Below are 13,382 nucleotides of genomic sequence, written 5' to 3'. Positions count from 1 at the left end.
CACCCCGACACCACGGTGGGGCCCGGTGCCCTGCGGCGCCCGCGCCCCACCGTGCTGTAGACTGGCCGCATGTCAGCAGTCCTACGTCTTTCCTAGCCGGGATCACCACCCCGGCTGCCCCTTGCATGCCAAGGGGCTTTTTCGTGTTCGGCTTCCCCCGCCTCATCGAGGGCAGTGGCGGCCGGGACTGCACGACCCACACATTCTGCACAACCAGAAGGCGAACACATCGTGAGCACAGAGGCAACCGGAACCGCGGACACCGGCACCAGCTACAGCTTCAGGGACCTTGAAGCCCGGTGGCAGCCCGTGTGGGAGGAACTGGGCGTCTTCACCCCCCGGGACGACGGCTCCGCCGAACGCCGGTATGTCCTGGACATGTTCCCCTACCCCTCCGGGGACCTGCACATGGGCCACGCCGAGGCATTCGCCATGGGCGACGTCGTCGCCCGGTATTGGCGCCAGCTCGGCTACGACGTGTTGCACCCGATCGGCTGGGACTCCTTCGGGCTGCCGGCGGAGAACGCTGCCATCAAGCGCAACGCCCACCCCGCCGAGTGGACCTACGCCAACATCGACACCCAGGCCGCATCGTTCAAGCGCTATGCCATCAGCGCCGACTGGTCGCGCCGCATCCACACCTCCGACCCGGAGTACTACCGCTGGACGCAGTGGCTCTTCAAGCGGTTCCACGAGAAGGGCCTGGCCTACCGCAAGGACCACCCCGTGAACTGGTGCCCGAAGGACCAGACAGTGCTGGCCAACGAACAGGTCGTCAACGGGACCTGTGAGCGCTGCGGCACGGCGGTGACCAAGAAGTCGCTGAACCAGTGGTACTTCAAGATCACCGACTACGCCGACCGCCTGCTCGATGACATGGATGCCCTGAAGGGCCACTGGCCCGAGCGGGTGCTGGCCATGCAGCGCAACTGGATCGGCCGTTCCGAGGGCGCCCACGTCGACTTCGCCATCGAAGCGCTCCAGGACTCCGGTGACGAGCACAAGGTCACCGTCTTCACCACCCGCCCCGACACCCTGCACGGTGCCACGTTCTTCGTCGTCGCCGCCGACGCGGCCCTCGCAGATGAGATCGTCGCCCCGGAACACCGCGAGGCCCTGGCCGCCTACCAGGAACAGGTGAAGGCCCTCTCGGAAATCGAACGGCAATCCACCGAACGCACCAAGACCGGTGTCTTCCTCGGCAGGTACGCCATCAACCCGCTGACCGGGGCCCGGCTTCCGGTCTGGGCCGCGGACTACGTGCTGGCCGACTACGGCACCGGAGCCATCATGGCAGTGCCCGCACATGACCAGCGCGACCTCGACTTCGCACGCACCTTCGACCTGCCGATCCGGGTCGTCCTCGAAACCGGGGAAGAGGATCCGGCCGTCAGCGGCGTCGCCGCCACGGGGGAGGGAACCCTCGTCAATTCCGGCGAACTCGACGGACTGGACAAGTCGGCAGCCATCACCCGCGCCGTGCAGATCGTCGAGGCCGCCGGCACCGGCCGCCACACGGTGAACTACCGGCTGCGCGACTGGCTGCTGTCCCGCCAACGCTTCTGGGGCACCCCCATCCCGATCATCCACTGCCCGGAGTGCGGTGAGGTCCCGGTCCCCGACGACCAGCTGCCCGTGCGCCTGCCGGACAACCTGCGCGGGGAGGCCCTGGCGCCGAAGGGAACCTCACCGCTGGCCGCCGCCACTGATTGGGTCAACGTCTCCTGCCCGTCCTGCGGTGCACCCGCCCTGCGCGACACCGACACCATGGACACGTTCGTGGACTCCTCGTGGTACTTCCTGCGCTTCGTCTCCCCGCACTACACCGAGGGGCCCTTCGACCCCGAGGCCGCACGCAACTGGATGCCGGTCGGGCAATACGTCGGCGGTGTGGAGCATGCGATCCTGCACCTGCTCTACGCCCGCTTCTTCACCAAGGTCATCCACGACCTCGGCCTGATCAGCGCCTCCGAACCCTTCTCGGCCCTGCTGAACCAGGGACAGGTCCTCAACGGCGGCAAGGCGATGAGCAAGTCGCTGGGCAACGGCGTGGACCTCGGCGAGCAGCTGGACCGCTTCGGCGTCGACGCCGTCCGCCTCACCATGGTCTTCGCCTCCCCGCCCGAGGACGACGTCGACTGGGCGGATGTCTCGCCGGCTGCCGCCGGCAAGTTCCTCGCCCGGGCCTGGCGTGTGGCCCAGGACGTGTCCAGTCCGGCCGGCGGCGACCCGGAAACCGGTGACCGGGCGCTGCGCACCATCACCCACCGGACGGTGGCCGAAGCCGCCGAACTGCTCGATTCCAGCAAGTTCAACGTCGTCGTCGCCAAGCTCATGGAACTGGTCAACGCGACCCGCAAGGCCATCGACAGCGGCGCCGGTCCGGCGGACCCCGCCGTCCGCGAGGCCGCCGAAGCGGTGGCCGTCATCCTGAGCCTCTTCGCGCCCTACACCGCGGAGGGAATGTGGGAGCAGCTCGGACACGAGCCCTCGGTTGCCAACGCCGGATGGCCCGTGGTGGATCCCGCACTGCTCGTGGAGGATACCGTCGTGGCGATCGTCCAGGTCAAGGGCAAGGTCCGCGACCGGCTCACCGTGCCCGCCGACATCAGCGAGGCCGACCTGCGTGAACTCGCGCTGGCCTCGGAGCCGGTCCAGCGGGCCCTGGAAGGCCGCGAGCTGCGCACCGTGATCGTCAGGGCCCCGAAGCTCGTGAATCTCGTCCCGGCCTCCTAGGGTAGGGACATGGTTCCAGCCCAGCGCCGCGCAGATCCCCCCGGGCAGCGCACCGAACGGCATCCCGGGTTCCTGGACCGGTTCCTCCCGCGCGAGCGGCGTCAGCGCGGACGCCCGGCCGGCCCGCGGATCGCCGTCGTCACCGATACCGCGGCGGCGATCCCGCACAGCTGGGTCGAGGCCCACGCCGACCGGTTGCGCGTCCTGCCCATGCCGGTGATGATCGACGGGCAGATCTACACCGAGGGACTGGACGACGTCGAAACCGCGTTGGCACTCGCATTGGCCACCGGCGCCACCGTCCAGACCTCGCGTCCGGCTCCCGGCGTGTTCCAACGCGCCTATGAGTCGCTCGCCGCGGCCGGCTACGAACACATCGTTTCGCTGCACCTGTCCAAGGAGCTCTCCGGCACGGTGGACGCCGCACGGTGGGCAGCCGGAGAGGTCGGGATTCCCGTGGTGGTCATCGACAGCCGGACCGTGGGCCTGGCCCAGGGCCTGGCCGTGATGGACGCGGTGCTCGCAGCCGAAGAGGGACTGCCATTGGCCGCCGTGGAGGCCGCTGCCCGCCGGGCCGGGGACTATCCCATCTGCTTCGTCGTACCCAGCCTCGAGCAGCTGCGCAAGGGCGGGCGCATCGGCGCCGCGGCCAGCATGTTCGGCACCCTGCTCTCCGTCAAACCTCTCCTGGCGATCCAGGAAGGCCGGATCGCGGTGCGGGAGAAGGTCAGGACCATGCCGCGGGCGATGGCCCGGTTGGTGGAGATCTCCCGGGCTGCCGCCGACGCTGCACCGGCCGGTGCCCGTGTGGCCGTGCACTACTTCGGCAATCCGGACCAGGCCCAGGAGCTGCGGGCCGAACTGGAAAGTTCGAGCCGCGGCGACGTCCTGTGCGAACCGCTTCCTTCCGTCCTGGCGGCCCATGCCGGCGCCGGGGTGCTGGCCGTGGTCATCGCCCCCCTCGCCGACCCCACGCCGACTCCACTACCCGGTGACAGCGCAGGGGATGCCGACGCCGAGCCGGAGCAGGCGACGGGATCAGCCGACGAGCCGGAGACCGCCGACTAGACGCGGCTCATCGCCTGCCCTCCTGTCAGCCGGGCCGCTGGTTGCCCGGCCGGCATGGCAGTGGTCGGCGACGGGTCCTCCACAGCCGGCGTGGCGCACGGCCTGTCCACAGGCCTGACCCACGCCGACGGGTTCACCATCGCGGCTTCCTAGGCTGCCTACATGGTCCGACACCGTTGGGAACTGCGCACCGACCCGACGCCGGGCCGCGCGGGCGGGGTGCGATTCCGCTTCCGGATGGGCCGCGGCGCCATCATGTGCCTTCTCTTCACGGCAGTCATCTGGATCGCTGCAAGCCTGCTGTTCCATCCACCCGAAGGCGCGGGGGAGCGGCTGGGTGCCGTGCAGATGGATCCCAGCGCCGCCACCGGAACGACGACGGCGCAGCCTTCCCCTGCGGCCACGCAGGGCACCGGATCGGCCCAGGCATCGGCTCCCGCGCCCGGAACCGCTGCGGGGCAGACCCCAGCTGAGATCGTCGTCCACGTCGCCGGAGCCGTGAAGCGGCCAGGCGTCTACCATTTTGCGTCCGGTCAACGCGCTGGAGACGCCGTCAGGAAGGCCGGCGGGCTGACGGCGCGTGCTGTCGCCTCGGCAGTGAACCTGGCAGCGCCACTGCAGGACGGTGAACAGCTGTACCTGCCCACGCAGGACGAGGTCGCCTCCTCAGCAACGGCTCCCGGGGCGGCGGCGCCTTCGGCCGCCGCCGCTGACGGCGGTGGAGGCGAGGTCCTGGACATCAACACCGCCTCGGCCACCGAACTCGAACAGCTCCCCGGCATCGGCCCGGCGCTCTCGGCCCGCATCGTGGAGTTCAGGACGTCCAACGGACCGTACGCCTCACTCGACGAACTCGACGCCGTGCCCGGCATCGGACCAGCCATGATGGCCCGCCTCGAACCCCTGGTGCGGTTCCGTTGAGCGGACCGGCGGCCGGGGCTGCGCGTCGGGGGCGGGATGGCCCACAGCGGTCCGGCCCACTCCACCGGGCGGGATCTCCCGGGACGGCACCACGGGTGGCCCCCGTGCGCCTGCCTCGCCTGGCCCGTTGGTTCACGCCGCGTCCCGCGGCCGCTACGGGCCCCGAGGACGACGGACGGCTGGACTTGCGGAGCTTGTCGACGGCTGTGGGCGCCTGGGCCGCTGCCGCGTTCCTGGTGTCGGTGGATCCCCGCTGGTCGTTCCTGGTGACCGCGGTCCTCGGCGCCTTGTTGGCGCTGGTCTTCTGGTTGCTGCTGCGCAATCGCGGGATCATCGCCTGGTCCCACCATTGGTGGACTCCGGTGGCAGCTGCCGCAGTCGGCATCTTCCTCGTGGCTGCGGGGGTCTCCACCTACGCCTTGACGCAGCGGGACCCGACGCTGGGGTCCCTGGCAGCTGCGGGGTCCACGATTCGTTTTGAGGCGGAGGTGACCGGCGATGCCCGCACCGTCACGGCGTCACGCGGTGTTCCAGGCGAGGCGCTGGTTGGACAGGAACCAGCCGCCACGCAGGCAGAGCCCATGGTCCTCGTGGACGTCAGGCTCACGCGCTATACAGCCGCAGGGAACTGGCATTCGTCGATCGCCAACGTCGTCCTGGTCCTCGGCTCCGGGCAATGGGATCAGCCGGCGCCCCCGGTCCCCGGCCAGCACCTGGCCGGCCTGGGGCGGCTCAGCGAGGCTGCACCGGGCCAGCGGCAAGGCCATTGGCTGCGTGCCTCCTCACTGATCGCACCCACCGGGACGGCCGGTGGCCGTGCTCCCACGGAACGCTGGCGCGAGCGGCTGGCCTCCGAGTCGGAAGTCTTGCCGGGGGAGGGGCCTGCCCTGCTGCCGGGGATGGTCATGGGCGACCGCAGCGTGCAATCCGCCGAACTCTCGGCGGACATGAAGACCTCCGGTCTGGCCCACCTGACAGCAGTGAGCGGAGCCAATGTGGCGATGTTGTTGGGATCGGTGCTGTGGGCCTGCAGGTTCTGCGGCCTCGGCCGGTGGCCGGCCCTGGCCCTGTCGCTGCTGGGACTGGTGGGTTTCGTGGTCCTGGTCCACCCGGAACCCAGTGTCATCCGTGCGGCGGTCATGGGGTCCATCGGCGCGCTGGCAGTCTACGCGGGTCGTGGCAGGCAGGCGCTGACGGCCCTGTGTGTATGCGTGGTCCTCATCCTCGCATGGGATCCCTGGTATGCCACGGAACCGGCGTTCCAGCTCTCCGCCCTGGCCACGGCGGGCATCGTCCTGATGGGCCAGCGGCTCGCGGGGCTGTGTCGACGCATCATGCCCGGATGGCTCGCCGACGGAGTGGGGGTCAGTACCAGCGCCCAATTGTTCTGCCTGCCGGTCCTGCTCGGGCTGGCCCCGGTCTTCAGCACCTATTCCGTCCCGGCCAATATCCTGGTGGCCCCCTTGGTTCCGCTGGTGACGGTGGCCGGCACTGCAGGGTTGGTGCTGGCAGGGATCCCAGGGCCGTGGCTGAAGCCGTTCGTCTGGGTAGCCGGCATTCCCGCCAGCTGGATCGGGGGCCTGGGGCATGGGGCCGCCGGGTTGCCCGGGGCCGCCCTTGACTGGCCCGAGGGGGGCGGCAGCCGGATGGCGGCGCTCATGGTGGCCATCCTGGGACTGGTGGCCGTGTGGCTCGACTCAACCACGGGGAAACCGACCGAGGCGGTCGGCGCTGACCGGGGCCCCATTTTTCGCGGGCGCCTGCTGCACCTTGTGCCCTGGGGTGGCCTCGTGTTCACCTGGCGCCGACGTGGCCTCGCAGCGGGCGCGGCACTGGCCGGGCTGGGCCTCCTCGGCGGAGTGGTCGTGCCCGCGACCGCGTGGTTTCCCTCGCGTCAGGGACCGTGGCTTCTGGCCGCCTGCGACGTGGGCCAAGGCGATGCGTTCGTCCTCCGATCCGGTGCGAGAAGCGCGGTGTTGGTGGACACCGGGCCCGATCCACGGCTGGTAGACCACTGCCTGACGATGTTGGGCATCGACACCATCGATGCCCTGTTCGTGACCCACCTGCACGCAGACCACGCCGGTGGGGTCTCCGGAGCCGCCAGCGGGCGTTCACTCAAAAGCGCCTACTTTTCCACCGGAACCGACAGCACCGCACTCCCCGGCCTGCCGCCGGGTCACCTGGCCACCGAACCCACTGCAGGATCGACCGGACGCGCCGGAAGCGTCAGCTGGAGCGTGATCGGCCCCCTCGAGGACCCCTTAGGGGAAGAGGAAAACAACGCATCGCTGGTGATCGTCTTCAGGATCGCCGGTGGGCCGGGGCCGGCAGTGACCCTGTTGGCCACCGGGGACATGGAGGCCGAGGCGATGGGGGAGGTGGTCCGTGCCCATCCGAGCCTCCAGGTCGATGTCCTGAAGGTCGGTCACCACGGGGCGAAAAATGGCGGCACCGATGTGATCTCCGCCTGTGGTGCCCGGGTGGCGCTGATCGGCGTCGGGGCGGACAACAGTTACGGGCACCCGGCGCCGGCCACCTTGCAGGCACTACGGTCCGCCGGCATGCAGGTGTATCGAACCGACACGAACGGGACGATCCGCCTGCACGAGAGCCCCGAAGGCCAGCTCGTGGTCCACGGGCGACGCACACCGTAGGAGGGCGATAGGATGCTATGTCGGACTCCAACGGAAGGCGGAACATGGTGGCCAACAAACCAGCAGGAGGCTCCCGCTCCTCCTCGAACCGTGCAGGTGCCGGAACAAACTGGCGCCAGGCCGCCCCGGCACCGCTGGTCCTGCTGCAAGGCCCCGAGTCCTACATCGCAGGACGGGTCTTCGATTCCATCCGCCAACAGGTCAAGGACCGTGATGGCGGAGCCGAAATCACCGCCTTCGACGCCTCGACCTATCAACGCGGTGAACTCCTGTTGGCGGCCAGCCCGTCATTGTTCGGCGACGCCAAGGTCATCGAGGTCACGTCGATGGCCACCATGAACGAGGACTTCCTCGAGGACATCATGGCCTACGCCTCGTCCCCCGCCACCGACGTGGTCATGGTCCTGCACCACTCAGGCGGCAACCGGGGCAAAAAGGTCCTCGACGCGCTGAAGGCGGCTCAGGCGGTCGTCATCGAATGCCAACCGTTGAAGAAGGACGCCGACAAGGTCGATTTCGTGTCCCAGGAGTTCAAGTCGGCCCGACGCCGGATCCTTCCCGAAGCCATCCGAGCGCTGGTGGCGGCCGTCGGCTCCGATCTGGCCGAATTGGCGGCAGCGTGCACCCAACTGGTCCAGGACACGACCGGGGAAATCGACCAGGAAACCGTCGACCGCTATTTCGGCGGTCGCGTCGAGGCCACCGGTTTCAAGGTCGCCGACGCGGCCCTCTCCGGACGGGGACCCACCGCCCTGGGAACCCTGCGCCACGCATTGGCCACGGGAACCGACCCGGTGCCCATCGTCGCGGCCCTGGCCATGAAACTACGTCAAGTCGCCAAGGTCGCCGGACAACGAAAGTCCTCGGGCCTGCTGGCCAAGGAACTGGGCATGCCCCCCTGGCAGGTGCAGCAGGCGCAGGAACAGGCCAGGTACTTCTCGCCCGATGACCTCGTGCACTGCCTGCGACTGGTGGCAGAAGCCGACGCCCAGGTCAAGGGAGCGTCGCGCGATCCGCACTACGCGGTGGAACGGGCCGTCACGGGAATCGCGTTGGCCGCCCGTCGGTGACGAGCGGGCCCCGACGACGTGTGATCGGCGCCGCGCGGTTGGACGCTTAAAAGGGCTGGGGCCGCCACCGGTTACCCGGTGACGGCCCCAGCCGGTCAAGCTGCTGACGTGCCTTTAGAGCGCGTTGACCTTCTTGGAGATGGCCGACTTGCGGTTGGCAGCGTTGTTCTTGTGCACGACACCCTTGCTGACGGCCTTGTCCAGCTTGCGGCCGGCGGTGGCAAGTGCGGCCGAAGCTGCATCCTTGTCGGCGGCTGCAACGGCCTTGTCGACCGAGCGGATGGCGGTCTTCAGCTCCGAACGCACGGCGGCGTTGCGGGCGCGGGCCTTCTCGTTGGTGAGAATGCGCTTCTTCTGGGACTTGATATTAGCCACTTGTATAAACTCTCTTGCTATCGCGGAAAATGGTCGGTGAGGGATCCCTCCCGAGCCATCGACTGAGCGGCGTGGGGATACCTATGGCGACCCGGGAGAAGTGCCCGTCGACCTGCGCGGACACACAGCAAGCAATCTTAGCAGGGATGCCTGATCCCCGCGATTCGGGAACCGATCCGGCGGGTCGCGGGCAGGCCCAGCCGACCGGCCGAAGATGGCCGGCGCTCAGGAGCGGGGCAGGGCCGCGGCCACCCGATCGAAGGCGGCCCGCCCGAGGACTGCACCCTCCCGGCGGATCCCCTCGGGATCGACGCGGATGATCCTGTCGACCTTGGCCTCGCTGGGCCGCCTCTGCCGATCCCAAGCGCCGGTGCCGATGTCCACATAGTCCCGGTCCTGGTGACCCGGACGATCATGGTCCTTGGAGGTGAGCATCAACCCCAGGAGGGAACCGCCGTCATGCCCGATGAGCAGGACCGGCCGGTCCTTGCCCTGGGAGTGGTCCTCTTCATAGGGGACCCAGGTCCAGACGATTTCTCCCGGATCGGGGCGGCCGTCGGGCTGGGGGGCGTACACGGCCCTGACCCGGCCGGTGTAGTCCCCCGGGTAGGCCCGGTCTCTTCAACCGCCGGAACCGTCGCCGGTGCGCCTCTGGCCGGGGCCGCCTTGCCCGGAACCGGTGGAGCCCGCGGGCGGTTGCCCGCCCTGGGGGCGCCCCTGATTCTGCTTCTGGCTTGACTGGAATGACCGGAAGGCCCTAGTGCCCAGTCGCACCAGCCGGGTGATCATGCGTGGGTTGATCTGCATGGGGCCACGGTAACAGCGGGGCGCAACACGTGCACCAGGGAACTCCAGTTGACCCGAAGCATGAAAGAATGATGTTTTGCGGTCGATCCGCAATACGGTTCGTTTCCCCATCCGTCCCAGAGCGAGGTTTCCCACGTGTCACCCATGGCCCGCACCGCCCCGGTGCCTGCCGCAACCGATCCGGCGATCATCAGGAACTTCTGCATCATCGCCCACATCGACCACGGGAAGTCCACCCTGGCCGACCGGATGCTGCAATCCACGGGAATCGTCTCCCACCGTGACATGAAGGCCCAGTATCTGGACCGCATGGACATCGAGCGTGAACGCGGGATCACCATCAAGTCCCAGGCCGTGCGCATGCCGTGGGAGCTGGACGGAACCTCCTACGCATTGAACATGATCGACACCCCGGGACACGTCGACTTCACCTACGAGGTCTCCCGTTCGCTGGCCGCCTGCGAGGGTGCGATCCTGCTGGTGGATGCCGCCCAGGGCATCGAGGCGCAAACGCTGGCCAACTTGTACCTGGCCATGGAAAACGACCTGACCATCATCCCGGTCCTGAACAAGATCGACCTCCCGGCGGCCCAACCCGAAAAGTACGCGGCGGAGCTCGCCGGCCTGATCGGCGGTGAACCCGAAGACGTGCTGAGGGTCTCGGGCAAGACCGGTGAGGGCGTGGAGGCCCTGCTGGACAAGATCGTCCGGGATCTCCCCGCACCGGTCGGCCAGGTGGATGCCCCGGCCCGTGCGATGATCTTCGATTCCGTCTACGACACCTACCGTGGCGTGGTCACCTACGTCCGCGTCGTCGATGGACAGCTCTCCCCGCGCGAGAAGATCCAGATGATGTCCACGCGCACGACCCACGAACTGCTCGAGATCGGCGTTTCCTCACCCGAGCCGACCCCCAGCAAGGGCCTCGGCGTCGGCGAGGTCGGCTACCTGATCACCGGCGTCAAGGACGTCCGCCAGTCCAAGGTCGGCGACACGGTCACCACCTTCAACCAGCCGGCCCAGGAGTCCCTGGGAGGTTACGAGGACCCCAAGCCCATGGTGTTCTCCGGCCTGTATCCGATCGACGGGTCCGACTACCCTGCCCTGCGTGACGCCCTGGACAAGCTGCTGCTCAATGACGCTGCCCTGACCTTCGAACCCGAGACCTCAGTGGCCCTGGGGTTCGGGTTCCGTGTCGGTTTCCTGGGATTGCTGCACCTAGAGATCACCCGCGAACGGCTCGAAAGCGAGTTCAACCTCGATCTCATCTCCACGGCACCGAACGTGGTGTACGAGGTGATGAAAGAGGACAAGACCATGGTGACCGTGACCAACCCGAGCGAGTTCCCCGCCGGCAAGATCATGGAAGTCCACGAGCCGATGGTTGCCGCAACCATCCTCACTCCCAATGAATTCGTCGGCGCCGTCATGGAACTGTGCCAGACCCGACGCGGACAGATGCGCGGCATGGACTACCTCTCGGAGGACCGAGTCGAACTGCGCTACTGGCTGCCGCTGGCGGAAATCGTCTTCGACTTCTTCGACATCCTCAAGTCCAAGACCCGCGGCTATGCATCACTGGACTGGAAGGCCGACGGCGAACAGATCGCCGACCTGGTGAAAGTCGACATCCTCCTCCAGGGTGAACAGGTCGATGCCTTCAGTGCGATCACGCACAAGGACAAGGCCTACGCCTACGGAGTGCTGATGACCTCCAAGCTGCGCGAGCTCATCCCACGCCAGCAGTTCGAGGTCCCCATCCAGGCCGCCATCGGTTCGCGCATCATCGCCCGCGAATCGATCCGCGCCATCCGCAAGGACGTGCTGGCCAAATGCTACGGCGGCGACATCTCGCGTAAACGCAAGCTGTTGGAAAAGCAGAAGGAGGGCAAGAAGCGCATGAAGATGGTTGGCCGCGTCGAAGTCCCCCAGGAGGCCTTCATCGCGGCGTTGTCCTCCGATGGATCCAAGGACAAGGCCAAGAAGTAGCGTCCATGCCCTCTGCACTACCCCTCGGGGATCCGGCACCGGCCGACGGATTGCTCCCGCCCGGCACCATCGACGGCGCAACGGAGCGCGACTTCTGCATCTACGTCCACATCCCCTTCTGCGCCGTACGGTGCGGCTACTGTGACTTCAACACGTATACGGCCCACGAACTCGGTTCCGGGTCCAGCCAGGACACCTACGCTGCAGCCGCATCGACCGAGCTCGAATTCGGCGCCGGGGTCCTGCGGGCCAGCGGGCTTCCCGAACGCGAGGTCTCGACCGTCTTCTTCGGCGGGGGGACACCCACCCTCCTGCCGGCCGAGGACCTGGCCTCCGTGTTGTCCACGATCCGCAGGACCTGGGGGCTGCGACCGGGGGCGGAAGTCACCACCGAGGCGAACCCCGACTCCGTGACACCCGAGTCGCTGGCGACACTGGCCCGGGCGGGGTTCACCCGGGTTTCCTTCGGCATGCAATCCGCGGTTCCCCACGTCCTGAAGACCCTGGATCGCACCCACCGGCCCGAGCGGGTCGGCCTCGCCGTCCGCTGGGCCCGGGAGGCGGGCCTCGACGTCAGCGTCGACCTGATCTACGGAACACCGGGCGAGTCCCTGGATGATTGGCGGACCTCGCTGCAGACGGCCTTGTCCTATGGGCCAGACCACATATCGGCCTACGCGCTGATCATCGAGGAGGGTACCCGGCTGGCCGCCCGCATCCGCCGCGGCGAGGTGCCTGACATCGATGACGACGACCACGCCGACAAGTACCTGCTGGCCGAGGAACTGCTGACCGCTGCCGGGTTCTCCTGGTACGAGGTCAGCAACTGGAGCCGCAACGAGGCCACACGGTGCCGCCACAACATGGCCTATTGGACGGGAGCCGACTGGTGGGGCGCCGGCCCCGGCGCGCATTCGCATGTCGGCGGCCTGCGCTGGTGGAACGTCAAGCACCCAGCGGCCTACCAACAGCGAATCGATGCCGGACTCTCGCCCGCGGCCGGACGCGAGACCCCCGACGAACAGGCCAGGTTGCTCGAACGCACGATGCTGCTGACCCGGATCGTCGACGGGCTGCCCACCAGCGAGCTGCCGGCCAGTGGCCGCCAGGCGGTGGCCGGTCTCATCGCCGACGGCCTGGTCGAAGGACCTGCGGCCGTCCGGGGAACCGTGGTTCCCACGCTGCGGGGGCGCCTGCTGGCCGACACCATCGTGCGCCGGTTGCTCGATTTCTAGGCACCCCTTCGGCGAACGAAAGAACCCCCAGGACTGCTGTCCCGGGGGTCCGTTTCATGTCGTTGGCGCTAGTTGATCAGCCGCAAGTTGACGGGATACCGGTAGGGCCGGCCACGGTTGACCTCGATGCCTGCGACGACGCCACTGACCGTGATGTAGACCCAGATGGCCACGGCGATGATGGCGAAGACCCCACCGATCACGGGGATGAGCATCAGGAGGTTCGACAGCAGCGCCAGGACAGTCAGCGGCAGGGTGAAGTTCAGTGCTTCCTTGGACTCCTGGGCAGTGAACGGACCGCGATCGCGATAGACCAGGTAGATGATCCCCGAGGGGATGCACCCAAGGATGCCACCGAAGTGGGCAATGGTGGCCCACTGGCGGTCCTCGGAAGGAGTGAGCGGCAGCGGGGCCGCTGAAGAACCCTCGAACCGTCCCGCATCAGCCGGGCCGTCCTTCGGGTTTCGATCAATGCCGTTCATTCTCCGACGTTCCTCCCGTCCGGCGTGGTGTGTCCACCCAGT

The 13,382-nt window shown here is 68.0% G+C and carries 10 protein-coding genes; 7 read left to right on the top strand and 3 right to left on the bottom strand.

Annotated features, from left to right (window positions below):
- The first annotated feature begins 174 nt into the window (after positions 1-174).
- The 5 genes from leuS (at position 175) to holA (ending at position 8,452) form a co-directional block, all read left to right on the top strand.
- Complete coding sequence (leuS, locus tag ACN0TP_RS15400) at positions 175-2,736, top strand: leucine--tRNA ligase (RefSeq protein WP_417220358.1); 2,562 nt, start codon at positions 175-177, stop codon at positions 2,734-2,736.
- 9 nt (positions 2,737-2,745) lie between these two features.
- Positions 2,746-3,804, top strand: a complete 1,059-nt coding sequence (locus ACN0TP_RS15395; RefSeq protein WP_417220356.1) for a DegV family protein — start codon at positions 2,746-2,748, stop codon at positions 3,802-3,804.
- A gap of 162 nt (positions 3,805-3,966) precedes the next feature.
- A complete protein-coding gene (locus ACN0TP_RS15390; RefSeq protein ID WP_417220354.1) occupies positions 3,967-4,725 on the top strand; it encodes a helix-hairpin-helix domain-containing protein in 759 nt (252 codons plus the stop codon).
- 194 nt (positions 4,726-4,919) lie between these two features.
- Positions 4,920-7,382, top strand: a complete 2,463-nt coding sequence (locus ACN0TP_RS15385; protein WP_417220352.1) for a ComEC/Rec2 family competence protein — start codon at positions 4,920-4,922, stop codon at positions 7,380-7,382.
- 44 nt (positions 7,383-7,426) lie between these two features.
- Positions 7,427-8,452 (top strand): DNA polymerase III subunit delta, encoded by a 1,026-nt coding sequence (gene holA / locus ACN0TP_RS15380; RefSeq protein WP_417220350.1) that lies wholly within the window; start codon positions 7,427-7,429, stop codon positions 8,450-8,452.
- A 114-nt stretch (positions 8,453-8,566) separates the two neighbouring features.
- Here the strand turns inward: holA and rpsT are convergent, their stop codons facing one another.
- Complete coding sequence (gene rpsT / locus ACN0TP_RS15375; protein WP_417220348.1) at positions 8,567-8,827, bottom strand: 30S ribosomal protein S20; 261 nt, start codon at positions 8,825-8,827, stop codon at positions 8,567-8,569.
- Between the two features lie 225 nt (positions 8,828-9,052).
- A complete protein-coding gene (locus tag ACN0TP_RS15370) occupies positions 9,053-9,403 on the bottom strand; it encodes a type II toxin-antitoxin system PemK/MazF family toxin (RefSeq protein WP_417220346.1) in 351 nt (116 codons plus the stop codon).
- 366 nt (positions 9,404-9,769) lie between these two features.
- Between ACN0TP_RS15370 and lepA the strand changes: the two genes are divergently transcribed.
- The gene (gene lepA / locus ACN0TP_RS15365; RefSeq protein WP_417220344.1) at positions 9,770-11,623 is read left to right on the top strand and encodes a translation elongation factor 4; all 1,854 of its coding nucleotides are present in this window, start codon (positions 9,770-9,772) and stop codon (positions 11,621-11,623) included.
- Positions 11,624-11,628: 5 nt separating this feature from the next.
- The gene (gene hemW, locus ACN0TP_RS15360) at positions 11,629-12,858 is read left to right on the top strand and encodes a radical SAM family heme chaperone HemW (protein WP_417220342.1); all 1,230 of its coding nucleotides are present in this window, start codon (positions 11,629-11,631) and stop codon (positions 12,856-12,858) included.
- A 68-nt stretch (positions 12,859-12,926) separates the two neighbouring features.
- Here the strand turns inward: hemW and ACN0TP_RS15355 are convergent, their stop codons facing one another.
- Positions 12,927-13,340, bottom strand: coding sequence for a DUF4870 domain-containing protein (locus tag ACN0TP_RS15355; protein ID WP_417220340.1), 414 nt, complete (start codon positions 13,338-13,340; stop codon positions 12,927-12,929).
- Positions 13,341-13,382: the final 42 nt, after the last annotated feature.

The sequence above is a fragment of the Arthrobacter sp. genome (assembly GCF_048266065.1).
In the GTDB taxonomy this organism is placed as follows: Bacteria; Actinomycetota; Actinomycetes; order Actinomycetales; family Micrococcaceae; genus Arthrobacter_H.
Note: the sequence above shows the minus strand (reverse complement) of the source record. Positions and strands in the feature narration are given on the sequence as shown.